General features: G+C 38.7%; 16 protein-coding genes. 3 read left to right on the forward strand and 13 right to left on the reverse strand.

What is annotated here, in order from left to right; all coding sequences use genetic code 11:
- Positions 1–268: 268 nt before the first annotated feature.
- On the reverse strand, positions 269–1,468 hold the full coding sequence (locus LT090_RS09210; RefSeq protein WP_068545541.1) for an ABC transporter permease: 1,200 nt from the start codon (positions 1,466–1,468) through the stop codon (positions 269–271).
- On the reverse strand, positions 1,449–2,246 hold the full coding sequence (locus LT090_RS09215) for an ABC transporter ATP-binding protein (RefSeq protein ID WP_068545540.1): 798 nt from the start codon (positions 2,244–2,246) through the stop codon (positions 1,449–1,451). Before LT090_RS09215 ends, LT090_RS09210 begins: the two co-directional genes overlap by 20 nt.
- A gap of 298 nt (positions 2,247–2,544) precedes the next feature.
- On the opposite strand from LT090_RS09215, the gene LT090_RS09220 reads away from it, so the two are divergent.
- Both LT090_RS09220 and asnB read left to right on the forward strand, forming a co-directional pair.
- Positions 2,545–4,185 carry a M28 family metallopeptidase gene (locus tag LT090_RS09220; RefSeq protein ID WP_068545586.1) on the forward strand — a complete coding sequence of 547 codons (1,641 nt, stop codon included), beginning with the start codon at positions 2,545–2,547 and terminating at the stop codon, positions 4,183–4,185.
- A gap of 216 nt (positions 4,186–4,401) precedes the next feature.
- Entirely contained in the window at positions 4,402–6,066 is a 1,665-nt protein-coding gene (asnB, locus tag LT090_RS09225) for an asparagine synthase B (RefSeq protein ID WP_068545539.1), read from the forward strand.
- Positions 6,067–6,164: 98 nt separating this feature from the next.
- Here the strand turns inward: asnB and LT090_RS09230 are convergent, their stop codons facing one another.
- From LT090_RS09230 to LT090_RS09275, 10 genes are all read right to left on the reverse strand, one after another.
- A complete protein-coding gene (locus LT090_RS09230; protein WP_068545538.1) occupies positions 6,165–6,695 on the reverse strand; it encodes a cytochrome b in 531 nt (176 codons plus the stop codon).
- Between the two features lie 96 nt (positions 6,696–6,791).
- A complete protein-coding gene (locus LT090_RS09235) occupies positions 6,792–8,321 on the reverse strand; it encodes an ammonia-forming cytochrome c nitrite reductase subunit c552 (RefSeq protein ID WP_068545537.1) in 1,530 nt (509 codons plus the stop codon).
- A gap of 447 nt (positions 8,322–8,768) precedes the next feature.
- Positions 8,769–12,044, reverse strand: coding sequence for a VPS10 domain-containing protein (locus LT090_RS09240; RefSeq protein ID WP_068545536.1), 3,276 nt, complete (start codon positions 12,042–12,044; stop codon positions 8,769–8,771).
- Positions 12,045–12,440: 396 nt separating this feature from the next.
- Positions 12,441–13,313, reverse strand: coding sequence for a succinate--CoA ligase subunit alpha (gene sucD / locus LT090_RS09245; protein WP_068545535.1), 873 nt, complete (start codon positions 13,311–13,313; stop codon positions 12,441–12,443).
- Positions 13,313–14,479 (reverse strand): ADP-forming succinate--CoA ligase subunit beta, encoded by a 1,167-nt coding sequence (sucC, locus tag LT090_RS09250; RefSeq protein ID WP_068545534.1) that lies wholly within the window; start codon positions 14,477–14,479, stop codon positions 13,313–13,315. Before sucC ends, sucD begins: the two co-directional genes overlap by 1 nt.
- 289 nt (positions 14,480–14,768) lie before the next feature.
- The gene (gene cobA / locus LT090_RS09255) at positions 14,769–15,755 is read right to left on the reverse strand and encodes a uroporphyrinogen-III C-methyltransferase (protein ID WP_068545533.1); all 987 of its coding nucleotides are present in this window, start codon (positions 15,753–15,755) and stop codon (positions 14,769–14,771) included.
- Entirely contained in the window at positions 15,755–18,598 is a 2,844-nt protein-coding gene (locus tag LT090_RS09260) for a nitrate reductase (protein ID WP_068545532.1), read from the reverse strand. Before LT090_RS09260 ends, cobA begins: the two co-directional genes overlap by 1 nt.
- A gap of 8 nt (positions 18,599–18,606) precedes the next feature.
- Positions 18,607–18,948, reverse strand: coding sequence for a nitrite reductase small subunit NirD (gene nirD / locus LT090_RS09265; protein WP_068545531.1), 342 nt, complete (start codon positions 18,946–18,948; stop codon positions 18,607–18,609).
- Positions 18,949–19,007: 59 nt separating this feature from the next.
- Positions 19,008–21,530, reverse strand: coding sequence for a nitrite reductase large subunit NirB (gene nirB, locus LT090_RS09270; RefSeq protein ID WP_068545530.1), 2,523 nt, complete (start codon positions 21,528–21,530; stop codon positions 19,008–19,010).
- Positions 21,531–21,768: 238 nt separating this feature from the next.
- Positions 21,769–22,764 (reverse strand): Gfo/Idh/MocA family protein, encoded by a 996-nt coding sequence (locus LT090_RS09275; protein ID WP_068545529.1) that lies wholly within the window; start codon positions 22,762–22,764, stop codon positions 21,769–21,771.
- A gap of 759 nt (positions 22,765–23,523) precedes the next feature.
- Here LT090_RS09275 and LT090_RS09280 point away from each other — a divergent pair.
- Positions 23,524–24,429 (forward strand): GntR family transcriptional regulator, encoded by a 906-nt coding sequence (locus LT090_RS09280; RefSeq protein WP_226996459.1) that lies wholly within the window; start codon positions 23,524–23,526, stop codon positions 24,427–24,429.
- Positions 24,430–24,503: 74 nt separating this feature from the next.
- On the opposite strand, the gene LT090_RS09285 is transcribed toward LT090_RS09280, so the two are convergent.
- Complete coding sequence (locus LT090_RS09285) at positions 24,504–25,883, reverse strand: ATP-binding cassette domain-containing protein (RefSeq protein WP_068545527.1); 1,380 nt, start codon at positions 25,881–25,883, stop codon at positions 24,504–24,506.
- Between the last annotated feature and the right edge of the window lie 4 nt (positions 25,884–25,887).

Here is a 25,887-nt window from a genome sequence, read left to right on the forward strand (position 1 = left end):
CTCCTCGGGCGATAATAAGTCGCTATTGAGTGCTTCTTGTGGATAGTTTTACGCAATTAGTCGATAGGCGTAAACATCCTAAAATAATAAAGGCGGTATTTTTACACGAATGCCGCCGTATTTATAGAGAAAACCTTAATTTTGTTGGAAATAATTCACCCCGCTGAATACGGGGTGAAACAAGGTATGATTGGTTATGCTAGTTTAGCCGGTTTAAAGCCGCTCAAAGTCTAGTAATTTATCTAGTCAAACCCAGTAATTAACTAGTTTACCTAAATAGTACCGACTCCTTGTTAAACCAGTACACACAGAAGCAAATTGAAATTATTGCAAACACTCCAGTAGACGCAAAGATTGGAACAAGAAAGCTATAGTCCAATGTTCCTTTTAATAACTCTTTAATCGCAAGTGCAACATTAGAAATTGGGATCATCGACCACATAGTATTTAACGAAACACCAGGAGTCATGCCAACGATCACTGGAAAGATAACAAAAATTGACATTGGCCCCATGTAATTTTGTGCTTCTTTATAACTACTTGCGTAAATAGATATTGCTAATAACGTTGCACTAAATATTGCTGAAACCGGCAGCAATAATAAAACAATCAAACCATAATCTATCCAGCCAACCGAAGCGAGCACTTCAGACACTGCTTTTACATCCAAGATTTGGCCAATAATGAAAGACCAGAATACCATGGAAAATATAGTTATTAGGGCGGTCATCACAGCAGTTGTCATTATGCAAAGAAACTTCCCAATCACTAATGCAAACCTTGAAACGGGAGTTAACAATAGCGTTTCTATAGTGCCCCGCTCCTTTTCACCTGCGCCCAAATCAATTGCAGGATACATTGCTCCGGTTAAACACAATGGAATAAGTAAATATGGAATAAGGCCACCTATTTTTTCACCAAAGCTTTCTCGTTCATTAGCGGTATCAATCTCTTCAAGCTCAATCGGTTGGTTAAATACAGCTATTTGTTCTTCACTAAAACCTAAATTGTCTAGCTTTTGTTGCTGTAATGAGCCGATATACTCATTAATTACTTCATCTACTTTAAACTTAGTAGCGCCTATAACGCTTGCACCATTAAAATACACTTTCCATTTTGATGTTTTAGTCTGATTGTTCGCATTAAAATTTTGATCAATATTAATAACCAAATCAACTTTATCAGCTTCTATTGCGTCAATAATGCTGCTCTCGTCAGTTAGATCAACATTCACTTCATTAAAATCACTATGATAAAATAGTTTTGTGGTAAAATCGGCTGCAGCTGTTTGATTGATCACGACATAACGAATCACTTTTTCTTGTTCGATAATCGCTGCTTTGGTGCCAAGTACGCCTAATATTCCAAAAACCACAGGAAAAATAACCATTGGCAGAGCGATAATAAAGAACAACGTCTTTTTGTCGCGCAAAAGCTCGACTAACTCTTTAATAAATACTAGCCACATCGCTATCTGCTCCCTTTAAAATATTCATAAATGCTTTGCGTAAATCTAATTCACGGCTATGTTTTTGGAAATCGACAACGGTGCCATCAAAGCAACTCGTTCCTTGATTTATTACTGAAACTCTATCTGCTAATAAAGCAATTTCATCGAGATGATGTGTGGAAAAAATTACCGCTGTTCCTTGTTGTTTGATGTCTTGAACAAACTCCATTATGGTTTCGGTGGCCATAATATCTAAACCGGTCGTAGGCTCATCAAGCACCAAAACTTCTGGTTCGTGGATAACCGCTCTAGCGATAGAGATCTTTTGTTGCATGCCGGTGGATAAGTGCTCCACTCTTCGGTCTAGGTAACTAGTTATTGCTAAGTTTTCATAGATTTTATCAGCATCATTTTTCAAATAGCTGTCGCTAACGCCATGTAGTTTTGCGAAAAACTCAATGTTTTCACGTGCGGTTAATCGCCCATACAATCCTGTTTTTCCAGATAAAAAACCAATTTTTTGCTTCGCCATTAAAGGATTACGAACCACATCCACATCATTCACGATAATAGCGCCACTGTCTGGTTTAAGTGCGGTAGATAGGATGCGCAAAGTGGTAGTTTTACCGGCACCATTGGGGCCGAGTAATCCTAAGACTTCGCCTTTATCACAATGAAAACTTACATCTTTTAATGCGTGGAATTGCTTTCCTTCTTCCCTAGGGTCCTTTTTTTGCTCACCTGAGGCGTGTGCTTTTAATGCAAATGACTTACTTAGCTTTTCGACTGATATCATCAAAATCCCTTGTATAACAATATTTTATAAGTTAACTACTTAATAACTTCAAAACCAAACATGTACCGTAAATAATGTTACAAGTAATATTATGAAGTAGGTATCAAATAAGCCTAACAGGCAATTGCAACAAATCAATAACAATTCGGACTATTTATTACACGTTTTTAACCTCTAACATCTAAAGCTAAACATTATTTAACCCAAAACTTTATTTTCCCTGCAACAACAGGTAAATTAACCGCCTTTACAGCACTATGAGTTACTAATCAAAATGAAAGTTATGATAAATACAAAGATGAAGATAATGTCTTCTTTCGCACTTGCTATTACAGCAACTGCGCTATCGTTAACAACGTTTAGTTCAAGCGCAAAAACATTTGAACAAGCTTACGACAACATCTCTGAAAAGCGTCTGCACCAACACATTAAAACAATTTCTTCTGACGAGTTCGAAGGTCGCCTGCCAACTTCCGCTGGAGAAAAGAAGGTATTAGATTATTTAGCTAAAGAATTTACTCAAGCAGGTTTTAAACCAGGTAATAATGGTAGCTTTTTACAACCGGTTGAACTAACCGAAATTACTCCTGGCGATAATACGGTATTAACTATTGCCGGTAACGGTAAAACTAAGAACCTATCTTACGTTAAAGATATGGTGCTTGGCTCCTCTCGAGTAAGTGAACTTGAAGCGATTAAAGATTCAGAAATCGTATTCGTTGGCTATGGCATAAATGCACCAGAATACAAGTGGAATGATTACGAAGGTATCGATGTAAAAGGTAAGACTGTTGTTATGCTGGTAAACGATCCAGGTTTTGAATCTCAAATTCCTAGTTTATTCACTGGTACGGCAATGACCTATTACGGCCGTTGGACTTATAAATATGAAGAAGCGAGTCGTCAAGGCGCAGCTGCTGCAATTATCGTTCATGAAACGAAACCTGCTTCTTACGGTTGGTCGGTCGTAACAAACGGCTGGACTGGACCACAGTACGCTTTATATCGTGAAGATGGCAATAAAGACCGTGTACAACTTGAAGGTTGGTTAACACTAGAAAGTACTATAGATCTTTTTGCTCAAGCTGGTTTAGATTTTAAAACTTACAAGCGTAAAGCAATGCAAGGTCCAATAAACAAATCTCTTGGCCTTAAAGCCACTGCAGCGGTAGAAAGCAAAATTAAACGCTCTACTTCTTATAACTTTGTTGCGACGTTAGAAGGTAGCGAAACAAAAGATGAACATGTGTTACTAACTGGTCACTGGGATCACATGGGTATGGATGACGCGTTAGCAGATGATAAAATTTACAATGGCGCCCACGATAACGCAACGGGTATAGCCGGTATTATTGAATTAGCATATGCATTAGGTTCATTAGATGAAGCACCTAAACGCTCTGTTACTGTTATTGCTACTACGGCTGAAGAGCAAGGTTTATTAGGGTCTAAGTATTATGCTCAAAACCCAATTTACCCGCTTGAAAAATCAGTTGCGGCTTTTAACATGGACAGTTTGAACATCTTAGGTCAGACTCAAGATTTGGCGGTAAAAGGTAAAGGTAAATCTACTATTGAAGATTTCCTAGAAGTTGCGGCTAAAAAACAAAACCGTAATTTAGTGACTGAGCCAAATCCTTCTGCCGGTAGTTACTACCGCAGTGACCACTTTAACTTTGCGAAAGTTGGCGTACCTGCACTGTACATTGGTGGTGGTGCGATACCATTAAATGATGAAGTAGCAGCATACAAAGCGAAAGTTCAACCAGAAGTACGCCGTTGTTACCACCAAGTTTGTGATGAATACAATCCTAATTGGGACCTTAAAGGTGCAATCGATGATGTACGTGTAATTTTTGATACTATGTTTCAAATTGCAGACTCAGACGAATGGCCACAATGGTCAAAATCTAGTGAATTTCAACGCCCTAAAAAGTAAGAAAAAGTACTAAAAACGGTCAATTGATAATAAATTCGAATATTTATTCTAATTTAGACTATTTCGCTATTGATTTTTACAATCAAATATAAGATTCTCAAAGACGGACATCACTTGGTGTCCGTCTTTTTTTATCTTTAGCCTAAACAAAAAAAGCATGTAGGCTGATTTATAAGGTAAAAATGATTTCGATTATGATTATGTAAAGGAAGCAGTATGTGTTCAATTTTTTGTATCTTTGATATAAAGACTGATGCCAGCGCTCTGCGCGAAGAGGCAATTCAGTTATCTCGTTTATTACGCCACCGAGGACCAGATTGGTCAGGCGTATATAGTAATGACAACGCAATTTTGGTGCACGAGCGCCTTGCAATTGTAGATACCGAACACGGCGCACAACCTTTATATAATCAAAATCGAAATCATGTGTTAGCGGTAAATGGTGAAATCTACAATCACAAGCAACTTGAAGCCAAATTAAATGTTGATTATCAATTTCAAACTAAATCTGATTGTGAGGTGATTTTACCTTTATATGAAGAGTTTGGTGACAGCTTCGTTGATAAATTACAAGGCATGTTTGCATTCGCGTTATATAACAACGAAGACAACTCTTACCTTATCGCTCGTGACCATATGGGAATTATTCCACTATATATGGGCCATGATGAACACGGTAACTTTTTTGTTGCCTCAGAAATGAAAGCATTAATGCCAATTTGTAAAACCGTTAGCGAATTTCCTCCAGGGCATTATTTATCAAGTAAAGAAGGTCAAATTAAGCAGTATTACAAACGTGACTGGCAAGAATTTGACGCGATCAAAGATAACAGCACCGATATTGATGAGCTTCGCTCTTCACTAGAAAGTTCAGTAAAGAGTCACTTAATGACAGACGTACCTTATGGCGTATTGTTATCAGGAGGATTAGACTCATCGTTAATTTCGTCTATTACGCAGAAATTTGCGGCACGTCGCGTTGAAGAAAATGGTTTGACTGATGCTTGGTGGCCAAAAGTTCACTCGTTTGCTTGTGGTCTTGAAGGCTCTCCAGATCTAGAAGCTGCGCAAAAAGTTGCTGATAGCATTGGTACGATTCACCACAGTATCACGTTTACAGTACAAGACGGTATCGATGCTCTTAAAGAAGTCATTTATCATATTGAAACCTACGATGTGACAACGATTCGTGCTTCTACGCCTATGTGTCTAATGGCTCGTAAGATTAAAGCTATGGGCATTAAAATGGTACTTTCAGGTGAAGGTGCTGATGAGATATTTGGTGGCTATTTGTATTTCCACAAAGCGCCAAACGCACAAGAATTCCATGAAGAGTTAGTTCGTAAGCTTGATAAACTTCATATGTTTGATTGTTTACGAGCAAACAAGTCTATGTCTGCTTGGGGAATTGAAGCACGCGTACCGTTCCTTGATAAAGACTTTATGGATGTTGCTATGCGCATCGACCCTGAAGACAAGATGTGTAAAGACGGTAAAATTGAAAAGCACGTTCTACGTTCGGCATTTGAAGGCTACTTACCAAAAGAGATCCTTTGGCGTCAAAAAGAACAATTTAGTGATGGCGTAGGTTATAACTGGATTGATAGTTTAAAAGAATTAGTTGAAACACAAGTCAGTGATGAACAATTAGCAAATGCTAAATTTAAGTTCCCTCACAACACGCCTGATACAAAAGAAGCTTATTTCTACCGTACTATATTTGAAGAGCACTTCCCGCTTGCTAGCGCAGCTGAGTGTGTACCTGGTGGTAAGTCAGTCGCTTGTTCTACTGAAAAAGCACTAGAATGGGATGAAGCATTTAAAAATATGGCCGATCCTTCTGGTCGTGCGGTAAGTGCTGTTCATAACGAAGGTTACTAAAACGCCCTACTTTAATAAGCGTTAAAACCGAAAAAGGATTTTGCCAAAGCAAAATCCTTTTTTTATTCAAGTGTTCCGGCCTTAAATAGTTTCAAAGTTTAATCCATTTTTCCCCACATTCTTTTTAACGTTTCATCTTTTAAAATATAATGATGAAAGAATGATGCGCCAATGTGCGCTGCTAGTAAAAGATAACAAACGTATTCTAAGAACGAATGCGCATCTAAAGCCATGGTATACATGCCCATATTGCGCTCCTCAAACCCGGGTATAGTAAATAGACCAAAAATTACAGTTTCTTTAGCTCTCGATAAATTAATCAATAAGCCAGTGAGCGGCATAAACAATAAAATACCATAGAGTGCCATATGAGCCATATGAGCGATAAATTTTTCAAACTGAGTGCCTAATGCTTCTGGTTTACCAAACCACGACATCAGCACTATACGACCAAAATATAAGAAAAAAGCAACCATACCAAACGACTGATGTAAAAACATTGCATCAGAAGAGCCATAATATTGGTCATATATCATTAAACCAAGAGCAATAATAAACGCCACGGCTGAAACATGATGAACGATACGGTTTGTTAAACTAAATTCTTTTACTGGGATCCAAGTTTTCATTGAAAAATCCTTGATTAATTATTCTATTGATAGCCTTTGGCTATTCTTTATTCTGTCTATTTTATGGAGCTAAATAAACAGCATTATATTTTTCTATTATGGTAATAAACACTGATCATCGGCTTGAATAGTTGTCATCGGAGGCATTGAGCCAACAATGTTGCCCGGGTTTATTACTTCTGGTGCAGTTGGAATCGCTCCTTTATTCGTTAATCTGATCTGAATTCCAAAGTTGCTCGCAGACTCTTTTAACAGTTGTTGGCCCTCTCTTGCCAACTTTTCAGCGTCACCCAGTATTCGCCATGCTTCTCGTGGGCTATGGATCCCTGTCGAATTTTCCGCGCCAACAAAGTCCCACCTCATACTTGCGCGACGGTGCATTTCTAGTGCCGGTTGGATTCCTTCAGATATTGCATCTTGACGCTTTTGTTTATCTTTGATCGAACTAAATTTATCCAAATCGGCCATTTCATGTCTTACTTTTTCTATATCATCGATCAAGGCTAAAATTGCATTTTCAGCCTTAGCCATTTCTTTGGCAGTGAATCGTTGTGTATCTTGAACCATTTTTCTAATTTCAGATTCGTTTTCGTGACAAGATTTACAGGCAATAATATCGTTAAGTGGTGAATCTAAATTATGATCAGTAACTTGTTCACCATCTTTCTCAATTAATGGCATATGACAGTCAACACAGCTAACACCATCTTTAGTATGACGACCACTAGAGGTCATTTCAGCTTCTGGGTGTTGCATTTTCAACATCGAAGCTTTAGTTGTTTGATGTATCCAATCCCCCTGAAAACCACCCTCTTTTGCTCTTTCATTGTCATAGTATTGTTCAATCATTTCGATATTTAACGGTCTATCTTTTGGCCAGTTTGCCCAAGGAAAAGTGAGTACTTTATTAGGACCTTTAAAATAGTATTCTACATGGCACTGCTGACATACATGGTTTCTCATCTCTTTTTGTGTTGCCTTTAAACCAAGTTTGTTATCCGCTTCATATCCTCGTTGTACCATTGCATTGATATAAGCAGGTCGAGTTACTCGTAAACTCATGTCATCGGGTGTGTGGCAATCAGCACATGTACTACCCATTTCAGCACCATGAATTCCCTCTCCATGCTCCTTTTTAAGTTTTGCTACGGTATCCCAGTACGGAGTTTTATTGAATTTTTCCCACCCCATTTCTCTAACAAGTTCTGGCACCCAACCACTATGACAATTCATGCAGGCACCTGGCTGTCCGTTAAATTTCTTTAAACCATGAGAATTTAAAAATTCTTTATCATTTCGTTTAGTTTCGTATTGATCTATTTGGCTATAATAATGACCACGCTCTTCATTAAAATCTAACGCAAAAGCATAGCCCGCCCATAATTCTGTTAATTGTGGAAAGCGGATCAATTTACTGTATGGAACATTGCCACCATATTCAGTGGGTTTGGTCGTATCCTTCATTTGCATATACATCTCGATATACTCAGGATATTCTTTTCCCCAAGAACGAATTGTAGGATCAGAATCAGATCTTTTTACATTGGCTTCTTCAGCCAATGAAAAGCTGGAGATTAACGTTAAAGCTCCCCCTGCCAACATAGAGATTAATGCAAGTATTTTCATAGATGATTTCCATACTAATTTTCAGACAATTTTTATCAGTATAGACAAAAAATTAATAACTAACGTAACTTGTAAAACACACCGTTATCCGTGGTAATTATTTAGTTTCAATGATTTCAAGTTTTAACAAGGCTTAAAAGCAGTTTAACAAAGTGTATAAGTTCTGGGAGCTACTTCAAAAAACAGCTGGGATGACAGCGACCTTTATTGATATTTTTCGGTCGTTCTTGGCATTAGTCATAAGCAGTAATTTCAATGAGGCAATAAAAAAGGCCGTTATTAAAACGACCTTCTTTAGACTGGTAAGATAAACCAAAGCAACAACTACACCAGTAATTTCTACTGCATCACAAATTGTGTTAAATACAAATAACTTTCATATTATTTAGTGACCTTGCCCGGTGATACGTAACAACTTCCATTATTCACACAACTTATACATATCGATTAGTCTATTTCAACCGGCTCGTCTGACATTTCTTTCATTAAGCCCTCTGGCATCCATGGCGCGCCAGCATCAAGTAAAGATTGTTTATAAGCAGGAAATTCTTGTCTCATTAAATTGTTTATTCTTGGCAACAATACATTGAGAGCATCTTGCACAATAATCATCTGCTCTTTTTGAGTTGCGGTAAGGCCCCATGTGTTTGCTCTAGCAAATTCAATCATAAATAGCCTACTCGAAATAGTCGCTGGTGTTGACCCCATGCCACTACTTGCTGTTTTTCCATGAAGAGCTTCTTGCGCCGCAAATACTGCTTGTCGAAGTTCTTCATACTTGGTTTCTAGTTCAGAGGTAGGCGAAAATGATCGATCAAGCGCTATTCGGAACGACCCTAACTTAGACATTAAGTCATCGACTTGTCCGCTTGCCATAGATACATTTCGCCTAAGGTTTTCAACCTCTAGCAATGAGGTAGTACGCTGCTGCGGTGTAACGCCACCTGGTACTATTTCCTCAAATAGCGGTTTGACGTTAAAGTTGACGGATTCTGCCAATTTGCGTGTTATGCCATTTGCAGTCGAATATAACAGCGCCGTATATGTACCTGGGGCGACTAGTGGCCCAACATCACCAAAGAAACTAGGGCCAGTGCCAAGCGCATTAGCTGAAGGCATCCGTAAATCCCAAGTTACTCTATGAAGCCCTTGTTTAGCTTCCGCATGTACCTTCCGTACAACTTTACCCTTAGCATCTTTTATAATCAGATACACACTGGGCTCAGATTCTCTCAATTCAGTTTCAATAGTTTCCCATTTAGGATAAAGAGGGAATTTATCTTTTTCTAGCGCCTTCTTCTCTTTTTCTTCTCTAATATCTTTTAACGATTTAATACCATCGCGCAAGTAATAAGTGAACGTAGCGCCAAATTCTGGGTTATCAGCTCGGTACTCAAAATCGCCATTTGAGTCGGTATGCAACTTTTCTGGAATGTACCAAAGCGCATCACGAGAGGTAAATAATAACGCTTCTTTTTCTAAACTCTCCTTAGTAATTGTTCGCAATGGAGAGTAGTCATCTAGTATATAAATTCCGCGCCCGAAACTACCTGCCACAAGATCATTTTCTCTACGTTGAATTTGAACATCTCTAAACGATATTGTCGGCACGTCTCCTGTTAGTTCAACCCATTGTTTACCGCCATCAACAGTAAAAAACAAACCAAACTCAGTACCAATAAAGAGTAAATTTTGATTAACATGATCTTGCACTATGCGCCAAACCAAGTGCTTATCAGGTAAGTTGGAAGCGATAGATTTCCAGGATTTTCCTCGATTAGTGCTTTTAATCAGATAAGGTTTATAGTCTCCGAACTTATGATTATCAAGCGCAGCATACACAGTATCTTTGTCAAATAAATCAGCACGGATATCATTTATATACGCGGTTGATGGTATGCCTCGTATATCATCAATTTCATAAGTGTTCCATTTTTTACCGCCATCAGAAGTTACTTGAATCAAGCCGTCGTCGGTAGCTGCATACAAAATGTTTTCGTCTAGCGGCGACTCAGCAATATTAGCGATAGTATTAAAATTAGACATGGCTAATAAATCAAAACCAGAGTTAACAGACCAAGTTCGATCCATTACAGGCATATGCATTCTGTTTTGATTTTTAGTCAAATCCGCTGAAATCGCCTGCCAACTATTGCCGCGATCATCAGAACGCCATACTCGTTGAGAAGCATGATATAAACGCTTAGGATCGTGAGCAGATACTAAAATTGGTGCATCCCAATTATAGCGCTCGGCTGGCTCACCTGGCTTTTCTTGAGGTTGTATAGATACATACTCACCAGTTTGTCGGTGAAATCGTGCAAGATTTCCTTGCTGACGCTGACCGTAAACGACGTCTGGGTTTCCTGGTTCAGTCGCGGGCTGATGACCATCCCAATCAAGAATTAAAAACCAGTCATTGTTTTTTATTCCATGTGCCTTTGTAGTGCGCGATGGGCCTCCTTGGGAAGAATTATCTTGAGTACCACCGTACACATAGTAAAATGGCAGGCTATCATCCACCGCTATTTTATAAAACTGTGTTATTGGCATATTAGCTAGAAAGCGCCATTTGTCCATACCGTCTCGTGTTTCATAAATACCACCATCGCTGCCCACTAACATGAAGTCTTTATTGGTAGGATGAAATGCGATCGCATGATCATCAACATGCTTGTTCTTAACATTCATAGGCGTCCAACTTTTTCCGCCATTATCACTATATTGGGTATAGTTACTGGCCATGTAGACACGATCGAATCGATGAGGATCAGCAAAGATTTCTTGGTAATAGTGAGGGCCTGTTCCACCTCCTACGGCATCAGACATTTTTGTCCAACTTGCACCTTGATTCGCTGAACGATAGAAACCACCTTTGCGTTGATTTAATTCAATCGCTGCATACACTACATCTGGATTAATAGCTGAAATAGCCAAGCCGATTTTACCCATATCAGTAGTAGGTAGGCCTTCACTGAGCTTACGCCATGTTTTACCGCCATCGTCAGTGGTATGAATGGCTGAGCCTTTGCCCGTGCCAACATAGGCTGGTAAGGTTCTTTGACGTTGCCAAGTAGCCGCATAAAGTTTATCTGGATTTCGTGAGTCAATGACTAAGGAAGTAACACCAGTCCATTCGTCTATTTTTAACACATTTTTCCAAGTCTGACCGCCGTCAGTCGTTTTAAATAGTCCTCGCTGTCCCCCTTTAGACCATAATGGTCCTTGGGAAGACACCCAAACAGTATTAGAGTCAGTTGGATGGATAATAATATCAGAAATATGCTCAGACTCTTTCAAGCCCATGTTTTTCCATGTGTTACCGCCATCAAGAGAGCGATAAACACCATCGCCGAAGCTCAAATGTCTGCCACCATTATTTTCCCCTGTACCAACCCAAATAATATTTGAGTTACTTGGGTCTATGGTGACATCGCCGGTTGAATAAACAGTTTCAGAGTCAAATATAGGGTTAAAAGTAATTCCGCCGTTGTCTGTCTTCCATACCCCACCAGAGCCTACAGCTACATACCATGTTGAGGGATCTTTTGAATCCACTTCAATGTCTGCAATACGCCCCGCCATATAAGCAGGGCCAATATTGCGCAACTTCATACTTGCAAACAATTTATCGTTCATTAAACCATCTTTGTCTTTTTCAGCAGCATGTAAATTGATGGACGACACAGCAACTAAAAAAGCGACGGATAAAAGAATTTTCATTTAAATCTCCTGCAAGATATTACTTTTGTTATTAGACGTTTATAAGAGCGTTCGATAGAATCTTCATTGTAGACCCGATTAGGTAAAATAGTTCATAAACTTGCACTATGCAATAAACGAGGGTTTGTCAGTCTATTAGACTTAAGTATTTGACTTATATAATCTTGCACTCAGATTTGCTCTAACAACGTTACCGATCTCAGCAAGAGAACGTACAGTTTTTCACAAGGGTGTGCTTATGCTCCCGAACTAGGGATGGTAATAAGGGAGCGCTTAACACCTGCAGCTTCTAGAGTAGCCGGTCTTTACATTAGCCGTCAGCAGTACCTTTTAAAAGGCGAATAAAAAAGGCCGCTATATAAGCGACCTTCTTTAGATTGATTAGCTAAACAGCTATTACCAACCTGTTTTTTCTTTAAGAGCGTTACCGATCTCAGCAAGAGAACGTACAGTCTTAACACCAGCAGCTTCTAGAGCAGCGAACTTCTCGTCAGCAGTACCTTTACCACCAGCGATGATAGCGCCAGCGTGACCCATACGCTTACCTTCTGGTGCAGTAACACCAGCAATGTAAGATACAACAGGCTTAGAAACGTTAGCTTTGATGTATTCTGCAGCTTCTTCTTCAGCAGTACCACCAATTTCACCAATCATTACGATTGCTTCAGTTTGCTCGTCTTTTTCGAACATTTCTAGAACGTCGATGAAGTTAGTACCTGGGATTGGGTCACCACCAATACCTACACAAGTAGATTGGCCGAAACCAGCGTCAGTAGTTTGTTTAACTGCTTCGTACGTAAGAGTACCAGAGCGAGAAACGATACCTACTTTACCTGGCAAGTGAATGTGACCTGGCATGATACCAATTTTAGTTTCACCTGGAGTGATAACACCTGGACAGTTAGGACCAATCATGCGAACGCCTGTTTGTTCAAGTTTAACTTTCACATCAACCATGTCTAATGTAGGGATACCTTCTGTGATAGTAACGATTAACTCGATACCAGCATCGATAGCTTCTAAAATTGCATCTTTACAGAAAGGTGCTGGTACGTAGATAACTGTTGCAGTTGCACCAGTCGCTTCTACTGCTTCACGCACTGTGTTGAATACAGGTAAACCTAAATGTTCTTGACCACCCTTGCCTGGTGAAACACCACCAACCATTTGTGTACCGTAAGCAATTGCTTGCTCAGAGTGGAATGTACCTTGACCGCCAGTGAAACCCTGACAGATTACTTTAGTATCTTTATTAATTAATACAGACATTATTTAGTCTCCGCAGCAGCAACAACTTTTTGTGCAGCATCAGTTAATGACTCAGCAGCGATGATGTTAACATCAGAGCTTGCTAATACTTCGCGACCAGCTTCAGCGTTAGTACCTTCTAAACGTACAACAACTGGAACAGTTACACCTACTTCTTTAACAGCAGCGATAATACCTTCAGCGATCATGTCACAACGAACGATACCACCAAAGATGTTAACTAGAACTGCGCTTACATTATCATCAGATAAGATGATCTTAAATGCTTCAGCAACACGTTCTTTAGTTGCGCCACCACCTACATCTAGGAAGTTAGCTGGCTTACCGCCGTGTAAGTTAACGATATCCATTGTACCCATTGCAAGGCCAGCACCGTTAACCATACAACCAACGTTACCGTCTAGAGCAACGTAGTTTAATTCCCATTGTGCAGCGTGCGCTTCGCGCTCATCTTCTTGAGATGGATCGTGCATTTCACGGATTTTAGGCTGACGGTATAACGCGTTACCATCTACACCAATTTTACCGTCAAGACAGTGTAAATTGCCTTCGTCAGTAATAACTAGTGGGTTGATTTCTAATAAAGCGAAATCGTAATCGTTGAACATGTTTGCAAGACCCATGAAGATCTTAACAAATTGCTTCATTTGAACAGGGTTTAAACCAAGTTTGAAACCTAATTCACGAGCTTGGTATGCTTGTGGGCCTACTAGTGGATCTATTTCTGCTTTGTGAATTAACTCTGGAGTTTCTTCAGCAACTGTTTCGATTTCAACACCACCTTCAGTAGAAGCCATGAATACAACCTTGCGAGAAGCACGGTCTACAACAGCGCCTAAGTAAAGTTCTTCAGCAATATCAGTACAAGATTCAACTAAAATCTTTGATACTGGTTGGCCGTTCTCATCTGTTTGATAAGTAACTAAGTTCTTACCTAACCAGTTTTGAGCGAATTCTTTAATTTCTTCTTTAGTTTTAACTAGCTTAACACCGCCAGCCTTACCGCGACCACCTGCGTGAACCTGAGTTTTAACAACCCACATATCGCCGCCAATTTTATCGGCAGCTTCAGCAGCTTCTTGAGGTGTATCGCAAGCGAAACCTTCAGAAACTGGTAAACCATATTTAGCGAATAATTGCTTCGCTTGGTACTCATGTAAATTCATGGTGTTTCCCAATTGCTTTTTTGAAATGGAGTCAATGTAGCTGCTCAACTATGTATGTATACAATAAGCACGTAAACAAAGGTTTTGAGTAATTACACTAACTGGTTATAATTTTGCGGTGATTATATAGATAAAGTAAGTCTATTTAAAGCCTATTGTTACAGAATAATAAGGTTTAGTTACAAGGTTTGAAAAAAACCTTCGAAACTACCTATTTTATAAGGGATTCTCTAGCATTAGACATTAGTCTACATAAGGTAATCTTTTTGACTGATTTTCAAGTATATAACTACGCCGCGGTTAATTCTGTCGAGCAATTTTGATGAGCTAATAAATTCAATTCAACCTGCTGCCTTTTATTTACTACTTCACCAACAATAATAATTGCAGGCCCGGTTAAGTCATACTTCAATTTTTCCTGTTCGATTGTTGCTAATGTGGCACAGACAACTTGTTGTTTGTTTAATGTGCCTTGGTCGATAATCGCTATTGGCAAATCGCTACGCATACCGTATTGGATTAATCTTGAGCTAATCTGCGAAACTTTACTTAAACCCATGTAAAATACTAAAGTGTCTTGTTCGTTAGCAATCGACTTCCATTTTACTTCGTCTCCTTTATCTTTTAGAGATGCTGTTATAAAACGAACTGATTGAGCGCAATCTCGATGAGTTAAAGGAATACCAGAATAGGCCGCACATCCTGTTGCCGCGGTAATACCAGGTACAACCGCAAACTCAATACCATGCTTTTGTAATATATCGGTTTCTTCGGCAAGGCGACCAAAGATGCTCGGATCACCACCTTTTAGGCGCACCACTGTGTTTCCAGCTTGCGCATAGGCAAGCATAACGTTACAAATATCATCCTGATGCATACTGTGTTTGCCACACTTTTTACCAACGAATTCAACTTGTGCATGCTTTGGAAAGAATTCATAAATATCCGGATTTACCAACCAATCAACCATAATAATATCGGCTTTTTGTAACATTCGGTAAGCTTTCATCGTAAGTAATTCTGCATCTCCACATCCACCACCGATGAGATACACTTGGCCATTTTTATCGGTTGTTTTTATAGCCGAATTACTATTGCGATTAGTGAGTTTTTTGCGCCAATATTTGAAAGAGATTATCGATTGGTTATGATTATCTTTTTGCCTCAGCGATGTTTTTTTAAACACATGGTTAAGCGCATATTTAAACATATTTTTAAGCATTGGCACCGTTTGTGGCATAGCTCGGTCGCTATGAAAAAAGTTTAATAAAGACATTAGCAACCACCCATTGTGATGATATTTTCAGGCAGAATGGTTTTAGATGAGTGACCGCTTAACTGAGTTTTATGATCTTTGATCATTTGAGTTAGGTCGGTTTTGCAACTACCACAGCCGCTACCGCATTTTAATGTAACAGCAAGCTTTTCTAGATTGTCTGAACCACTCATAATCGCGTCTTCTATTTCCGTTTGGTGGACATTAAAACAACTACAAATTTGTTTCCCTTTAAGAAACTCAGCTGCCGGTTCCGATTTCAATATTGCGACTTTATGCTGTTGTGATAATTGCGGTTGTTCAAACACGTGCTCCAACCAACCGACATTGGTTTCCGGAAAGATCGGCTTGTCACTTTTAATGCTATCAACATTATTCAGATCAAAACATTCAACTATAACCGCTAGTGTGCCGTCTATTGAGCCAACAAACCTGCCGATACCATCATTAGCCGCGAGTAAGCTTAACCATTGAACTTCTTGCCCTAGCATAGACTTTAATTGCTTTAGAGTAGATTCAAGAACGATTGTTTCAGCATTATTGTTTGACCGCTCATGCTCTGTTTCTGCTACTAAGTAACTTTGGCAATGTTGATATAAAGTTTTTCGATATAAAGCTTTTCCATATAAACTTAACCCAGATACGTCAATGCGCTGTGCGTACTCATTTTTAACTTCAATTTTAGTCAGAAATCTAACATCAATCTTTTCAATTGCCACTCTCACCTGTTTTAACTGTGGCTGCTTAGAAACTGGATCTACAACACTTGGGAACAAGTTACTCACATTAGCATCAGAAGCAAATTGTTGATTCCAGTGTATTGGCATGAAACACTGGCCTGGCTTAACGTCTTCACTTAAATCGGCTTCTACCATCACTTCACCTACGGATGACTTCGCTTTGATCCAGTCATTAGCTTTGATATTCAATCTTTTGCCATCAATAGTATTAATCGATAATTTCGGTACGCTAATGTGTTGGTTCAAATGAGTCGCAGTTGAGGTTCTCGTCATTGAATGCCATTGATCACGTATACGGCCAGTGTTGAGCACAAATGGAAACTTAGGCGCCGTTTCTAATTGTGGCAATACCGGAGTTATGGCAATAAAATTCGCTTTTCTGCTTTTAGTAGAAAACCTGCCATTAGCAAAAGGTCGGTGATGTAGTTGCGAAGCAGAGGATGATGAACCGCTATCACTAATTGGCCAACGAGTCGGCATCATGGTATCGAATTGCTGTTTGCTGTTTGGCTTTAACGGTGAAATATCAAGTAGACGTTCGCCTTTACTTGCAATGCCAGTTAACTCACAAAACTCAGCAAATATTTGATATGGATGTTGGTAATCAAAACCTTTAAAGCCCATTTTACTAGCGACTTCAGAGATTATTTGCCAATCATTTTTTGCTTGTCCAGGAGCATCTATCATTCCTCTTTGACGAGAGATTACTCGTTCAGAATTAGTGACGGTACCATCTTTTTCAAGCCATGTAGTTGCAGGTAGCTTAACGTTCGCATACTCAAGTGTGTCGTTTTTCTCTACACAATCAGAGACAACAACCAATTCACACTTGTTTAATGCTGCAATTACTCGCTCTCTATCGGGAAGACTAACAACGGGGTTAGTCGCCATAATCCAGATTGCTTTGATAGTACCCTGCTCGATATTCTCAATAATTTCAGTAGCACTTGTTCCCACTTGAGTCGCAATTGTTGGTGACTGCCAATAAGATTGAACTATCCCTTGATGTTCTTTATTTTCCACTTCCAAATGAGCAGTTAATTGATTACATAAAGCGCCAACCTCTCGCCCGCCCATTGCATTAGGTTGTCCGGTAATCGAAAATGGGCCTGCACCGGACTTGCCAATTTTGCCCGATGCCAAATGGCAATTGATAATAGAATTACATTTATCCGTACCAGAGTTCGATTGGTTAATACCCATTGAATAAAAGCTAATCACATTTTTATGATCAGCAAAAAGACGATAGGCCTGTTCAATGTCAAACGGGTCTAACTGACAAAATTCGCTAACCTTATCCAAGGTCCAATAATTTGCCTGTGTTAAAGCATCATTAAAACCATTGGTTGAATCTTCGATGTATTGCTGGTCAATTGCGTCGCTTTCATTCAAATATTTTAGTAATCCATTGTAAAAACCAGCATCACTACCCGGTGCAAGCTGTAGATGAATATCTGCGAGCTCGGTTGTCGCTGTTTTTCTCGGATCAAGTGCAACAAATTGCAGTTTTGGATTTTGGATTTTAGCGGCCTGCATGCGCTGAAATAATACCGGATGAGTCCAAGCAGCATTTGAGCCAACAAAAAATATCACATCGGCTTTTTCTAAATCTTGATATTCACAGGGTACAACATCTTCACCGAATGCTCTTTTATAGCTAGACACGGCAGAAGACATACACAAACGTGAGTTGGTATCTATGTTAGCGCTACCTATATAGCCCTTCATCAGTTTGTTAGCCAGGTAATAATCTTCGGTTAGTAGCTGTCCTGAAACATAAAACGCGACCGCATCTTTACCATGCTGGTCAATAATATCATTGAATTTGCTAGCGACATGTTCAGTCGCTTCATCCCAGCTTACTGGTTGTTGATTTATTTCAGGTTGTAGTAAACGCCCTTTGGTAGCAATCGTGTCGAGCAAACTATTTCCTTTGACACAGACTCTTCCTTGATTGGCAGGGTGTGATGTAGTGCCCTGAAGCTTTACAGGGCTATCATTATGAATTTCAATATCCAACCCACAACCAACACCACAATAAGCGCAGCTGGTTTGCTTTCTTTCTGCTTTAAAAGCGACTTGGGCATTACTACTAATCGACATAACCTACTCTATGCTAAGATCTGTACTTGGCCGTTTTCTAAACGCACCGGATAAGTTTTCAACAAAGCATCTTCTTGTTGCAAACAACGGCCACTTTTTAAAGAGAACTGCTGTTTGTACAATGGCGATGCGATCACTGGTTCATTAGCGACACTACCTACGATACCGCGAGAAATAACATTTGCTTTACCAATCGGGCAATAATTTGACACAGCAAACAATTTTTCTTCACTGCGTTCTAAATGAAAAATTGCTACTTGTTGGTCTTTCACTAATGCACATACGCCAGCGTCTTTAACTAGTGCATCTTGCTCACATACTTCTACCCATTGCTTTTCTACATTACTCATGAGTTTTCCTTATCTTTAACTTTACATTGGAACTTAATATCTAACATTAGTGAGCCAGTTTATGGCTCAACTACTATCGCAATTCTCTCTTCTTCTCGAACTGGACGAATTTGTTCACGCTCTTCCACAAAGACGATATTGTCATCACTTTCGTCGCTATTAACGAATGATTTAAATCGTTGCATTGCAATTGGATCTTCTAATGTTGTTTTCCATTCACATTGATATCGACCAACAAGTGCGGCCATTTGAGCTTCCATTTCTTCGCAGATATTGAGTGAATCGTCGATAACTACTTGCTTTAAGTAATCAAGACCGCCTTCCAAACTTTCCATCCAAACAGAAGTTCTTTGTAATCTATCAGCAGTTTTTATATAGAAAACCAGGATTCTGTCGATGTATTTAATCAAAGTTTCCGAATCCAAATCGGTAGCAAACAAGTCTGCATGACGTGGTCGCATGCCACCATTACCACAGACATAAAGGTTCCAACCGTTTTCTGTCGCAATGATGCCGATGTCTTTACTTTGTGCTTCTGCACATTCTCGAGTACAACCGGATACCGCAAATTTAAGCTTATGCGGTGAACGAATACCCTTGTAACGATTTTCAACTTCTAAAGCCATATCGAGTGAATCTTGAACACCGAAACGACACCATGTTTGTCCTACACATGATTTAACTGTACGTACAGATTTACCGTAGGCATGACCGGTTTCAAATCCTGCATCAATTAATTCTTGCCAAATTGGTGGTAGTTGTTCGACTCGAGCGCCAAACATATCAATACGTTGGCCGCCGGTTATTTTGGTATAAAGGTTATATTTCTTTGCAACTTCACCTATGACAATAAGCTTATCAGGTGTAATTTCGCCACCAGCGATACGCGGTACTACTGAGTAAGTACCGTCTTTTTGAAGGTTAGCTAAGAAATTATCATTTGAATCTTGCAGCGGTAAATGTAGCTTTTCTAAAATATAGTCATTGTAGATAGAAGCTAGAATTGACGCAGTGGTTGGTTTACAAATTTCACAGCCTAAGCCTTGTCCATGCTTTTCGATTAGTTCGTCAAAAGTCTTTATCTGTTCAACTTTGATCAGGTCGAATAATTCTTTTCTTGAATAAGCAAAATGTTCACAAATATCCTTTTTCACCTCAACACCACGAGTTTCAAGCTCATTCTCAAAAACGTCTTTCAATAGCGCCGCACAGCCGCCACAACCTGTACTTGCTTTAGTACAACTTTTAACTTGAGCAAGTTCCGTACAACCTTGGTCTACAGCGTCGACAATATCTTTTTTGGTTACGTTTAGACACGAACATATTGTCGCAGTATCTGGAAGCGCACTCGCACCTAACGTTACTGCACCATCAACACTTGGCAGTATCAAACTTTCTGGCGATTCCGGTAATTCAATACCATTTAGCATATATTGCAATAAGCTGTCGTAGTTACTGGTATCACCGACTAAAACGGCACCAAGCAATTTCGTTTTATCGCTGCTAACGACAATTTTCTTGTATACCCCTTCAGGTTGATCGTCATAAGTATATGCAAGGCTTCCAGGAGTTTTACCATGTGCATCCCCGATTGAACCAACTTCAACGCCCATTAGTTTTAACTTGGTACTCATGTCCGCACCAGTAAATGAATCCATTTCACCGCAGATATGTTTTGCGGCAACTTTGGCCATTGCATAGCCTGGAGCGACCAAACCAAAGATAAAGTTATTCCATAAAGCACACTCACCAATCGCGTATATGTTGGCATCGGATGTTTGACATTGGTTGTTGATGGTAATACCGCCGCGTTCGCCAATTTCTAAATCAAATTCACGGGCTAAATTATCATAAGGACGGATACCTGCAGAAAACAGAATTAAGTCGGTTTCTAAAACTGTGTCGTCACTAAAACACAGCTTATAACGACACTGTTCACCATCTTCAATGACATTAGTAGCTTTTGATGTATGCACCTGCACGCCAAGTTCTTCAATCTTGTTGCGCAGCACAGCTCCGCCACCAGCATCAACTTGCACACCCATAAGTTGTGGGGCAAATTCAACCACATGAGTTTCTAAACCGAGCTCTTTCAGCGCATTAGCTGCTTCTAAACCAAGCAATCCACCACCAATGACAACACCTACTTTACTAGTTTCAGCGCTTTTAGAAATAGCATGTAAATCATCAATCGTGCGATAAACTAAACAATGATCTCTATCTTTGCCTGGGATTGGTGGCACAAAAGGGTATGAACCAGTTGCTAGGACTAGCTTGTCGTAACTAAATACTTCGCCGGTTTCAGTAACAACCTGTTTGTTTACTTTATCAATGTTAACGACTTTAGCATTGGTTCTAAAATCAACACCCCATGCTTCATATTGCTCAGGATTTGTCATTGATAAGTCATCTGCAGTTTTACCAGAGAAAAACTCTGACAAATGCACCCTATCGTATGCAAGACGAGGTTCTGCTGATAAAACCGTAACTTCTGTATTGTCCGATTGAGCTTGTAATTGCTCCACCAAATGGTGACCTACCATGCCGTTTCCAACAACGACAACTTTTTGCTTAACCAACATATCTATTCCTAACTGATTATTTATTTCAATGGTTTTAACAGTGCAGTTGCAACTATTACGCCAAAATTTTTATTCATATTAAACAACTAGTTAGAAATGGTTTGTTTAGATGCTATGTTCATTTGGAGGGATAATGCTCCATAAAAGTGCATTAATGAAGGCAGTGTTCAGAACGGGACCCTAGCCAAAACATTGGCTAGGGTATGGGTTAAATTGAGGGCTAAAGTAACGGTTAAACTTAGTAATTTAACCCAATCAAACGTCTAACGTCGTCGAGAGTATTAATCAGTACTCGGCTAAACTCAAAGCTCATAATGTCGCTTTCGGTTTTACCTTGCCTTAATAACTCATTAAAGTGCTCTATTTCGTATTTGTAGCCATGTAGGTTGTAACCGTGATCTTGATAGCCAAAATCAAACACCTCTTCATCGTTATTAGCGAAAATCGTAACGGTTGTAAGTCCATGAAAGCCCTTATTGATTTTGATAGTGCCGGTTTCACAATAAAATATCGCTTTATTTGACGTGTCGTCTAATAAAGTACTTTCTAGGGTTGCAGTTGCTCGCTCATACTCAAAACTCATTGAGCAGGAAGAGTCAGCGCCATTATCAAAATAACTTGCCTGTGCCGTTATGCTTTTCGGTTTGCCAAGTGTTGATAGCGCGGTAAATATTGGATAAATACCAATATCTAAAAGGCTGCCCCCACCTAAGGCTTTATTGAATAGCCGAGAATTATCATCAAACTCACGAAAAAAACCAAAATTTGCTTCCAGTTTTACAATGTTGCCATAGGTTTTATTGGCCAACTCTCTCAATACAAATTGATAGTGTGGTAGAAAATAAGTCCATAGCGCCTCCATCAATAACGTATTATGTTTTTGTGCACAAGCAATCATAGTGTTTACTTGCTGGCTATCCATGGCAAACGGTTTTTCACATAAAACCGCTTTGCCATGCTCTAAACATAATAAGGTATTGTCTTGGTGTAAAGCATGCGGGGTGGCAATATAAATGGCATCAACTTGTTCGTCTTTGACCAACTGCTCGTAACTGCTATAGGCAATACTTGCATTATATTGATTCGAAAAAGCTTGTGCTTTATCCGCTGAACGTGACGCTACGGCATAAAGCTCACTACCCGTAACCTTGATAAGGTCGCTAGCAAATTTATGGGCAATACTGCCCAGCCCAATGATTCCCCATCGGATGTTTCTATCTTTAATTATTTTCATACTTTGCTAAATTCTATAATACTTTTGAAGAGTTTGATCAATATAGCTTATAGTGAATTTGAAAACATTTCATAATTAAATCTTGCCATACATACTAGTTATGCAATCGCGCTGCAGAATAGCCTTGATTTCGACTACAGTTCTACTTTCTTTGGCACTAATTGGGGCCTCACTACAGGCTGTAATACCTACAGTTAGAGTTATCCACATTAGTAATGAAGTCTTCAAATTCATTAATGCATTTCCTGAGTATTTTTTTATTAGTATTATTATTTTAATCACGAGTATGTTGTTCTAAAACTTCTACTCTTCCCATAGTGTTAATACTGCTATCAACCATGAGACTTTCCTATGGTTGCTCAATACTTAACTTCGTGTGATTTATTAATTTAATTTTGTATTTTTAATATCCTTATTTTACTAGACGAATGAACGTATCAAATCTACTAAACATTTTTCTAAAAAAGTTGATTTAATTTTTCTTTAAATCATCTCCTTTGATAACTCCTACGCTGTTGTTTACTAACAAAAGCAAACGAAAATTTTAACATCTATAGTCAGCCGTCATTAACATGCTCGTTGAAGTGTATGTTCTTGAAGATAATTTTTATTTTCAGTGAATTAAGTGTATTATTTCATCTTAAAGAATAGTGTTTATTTTAAATATAAATTTAATGTCTAATTTCTGAGGCATATTAATTATAATAAAACCTTTTCAATATTAATTTACCATTCAAGTACTACTGTAAGGATGTAACTGTGAGCGATAAGACTTACCTATTTAAAAAATCAATTAATAGTATGCTTAAATTAATTGTGGATTCGACAGATGGGCAAAATGTTATGCCTAACGATATCGAGTTAACCCGATTATTAGGTATCAGTCGAACCACGGTGAGATCATGTGTTGAGCATCTTTGTGATACAGGAATAGTTAAAAGAGACGGTCCTAATAAAGTAGTATTGCGTCAACCAATTGCAAAAGACTATTTCGATATTGAAAATAAAAACTCAACCAAAGATGAACAAATAGAAAAGTACTTTTTAAATTTGATTAATACTGGTCAATTATTACCTGGTGATAGGTTTTCAGAACTAAGTTTAGCGAAAAATTCCGGATGTACGACCATTACTGTTCGCGAATTTTTAATCAAATTCTCAAATTATGGGCTGATTGAAAAAATTCCTCGTGGTCGTTGGGTAATGGTTACCTTTGACGAGGAATTTGCCAGAGAGTTGATTTCATTCAGAGAAATGGTTGAAATGAAAGCGATTACTGAACTATTAAAGTTGCCGAAAGAGCACCCTGTTTGGGCGGAGTTAAAAGATCTTCTTAATAAACATCAAGAAGTAAGGTCTGATATGGAGAGTCGCTATAAAGAATTTCCACACTTAGATAGAGATTTACACTTTATAATTCAAAGCTGTACTAAAAACCGTTTTACTAAACAATTTTTCGATATCGTTTCATTTGTTTGTCACTACCACTACCAGTGGGATAAAAACGGAGAGTTTGAACGATTTACCATTGCAATCGACGAACATATAGATTTATTAAACAATTTGATCACCCATAACAATGCCGGTGCAATTATGAGTATGGAAAAGCATTTAAATAGCGCCGAAAGTACGCTTTTACGCTGCGTACATGGATTAGAAAGTTAATCTAACGATACTTTCTTAATTTAATAGTAACAGGCAACCGAATGGTTGCCTTTTTTGTACTAGAGGATAAATAATTACAAACTAATATGTTGACTGAATATAGGTAAAAATTCATCTTTACGGTGACTAACTAAAATAATAGTGCTGTGTTTCTGTGTTGCTAAGTGTTCAATAAAATTGAGTACTCTGTGTCTATTTAACTCATCTAAACCTTGGGTTGGTTCATCTAAAATTAGTAAATATGGCGACTTAACCAGTGCTCTAGCAATAAGTGCAAGTCGCTGCTCACCGTAGCTTAAATCATTAAAACTAGTATATTGATGTTCAATTAAACCGACTTTATTTAACCATTGACGAGCTATTTCAATTTGATAATTCTCAGGCGTTTGATACAAACCTATAGAGTCGAAAAATCCTGAAGTAACGACGGTTAATAGCTGGCCGTTCACTCGATATTGGCGATGTAATTCAGAGCTAACAATCCCCATCTGTTTTTTAAGCTCCCAAATACTTTCACCTGAGCCACGCTTATAACCTAAAACCTCAATATTATTACTATAACATTGCGTACAATCTCCCGTGATCAATTGCACGAGTGTTGATTTACCAGTGCCGTTAGCACCAGTTATTAACGTATGCTGTAAAGGCTTAATCTGCACATCTAAATTAGAAAAAACATCCACACCATTATAATGAACCTTACCTTGTACTAACTTAACTAAATAATCATATTGATAATCCGTTAACTGTTTACTTCTTTCTGGCCAAGCAACGTCATCAAGAGTAGGCGTTAATAATGTATCTAGTTGCTGCTTAGTGACATCACTATTTAGATCACCAATCACATTTAAATGTCCACGTTCAATAAAGGCAACCTTCTCACACCAAGTTGGGATATCCTGACGATTACTAAGCATAAGTAGTACGTTAATCGCAGAGTTCGATAAACGCTCTAATGCGGCTGACAATGCAATACAGGATTCTTCATCTAAGCTATCAAACGGATTGTCACAAACCAATAGTTCGGCACCATTTAAAATGGCTTGCAATATCAGCAGTTTGCGTCCTTCACCTGTACTTAATTGGCGATAACCAGATTCAAGTCGATGTCTTAAACCAAGTTCATCAATAATCGGTTCATTGAGTTTGTTCGATGGTAAAAAGTCTTTAGCTTTAGTGCCAATATCGTTAGTATCTATATAATCAGTAGCATCTAGTTTTAATTCGTTTTCATAGATTTGTTGCTGCGTCTCAAACGAAACCAATGCAACTTTATCCGGGTTAGGAAGGCTCAACTCCTTTGCAGACGCAGGCGATATACGACCAGTGAGTAATTGATCAATATATTGCTTACCAGAGCCGTTACGTCCGAGAATGCACCATCGCTCGGCTTTACCAACCTGCCAATGATTTATGGTTAGCTTGGGATGCTTATAATTAGTAATGTTTATCATAAAA

The organism is Thalassotalea crassostreae, from assembly GCF_001831495.1.
In the GTDB taxonomy this organism is placed as follows: domain Bacteria; phylum Pseudomonadota; class Gammaproteobacteria; order Enterobacterales; family Alteromonadaceae; genus Thalassotalea_A; species Thalassotalea_A crassostreae.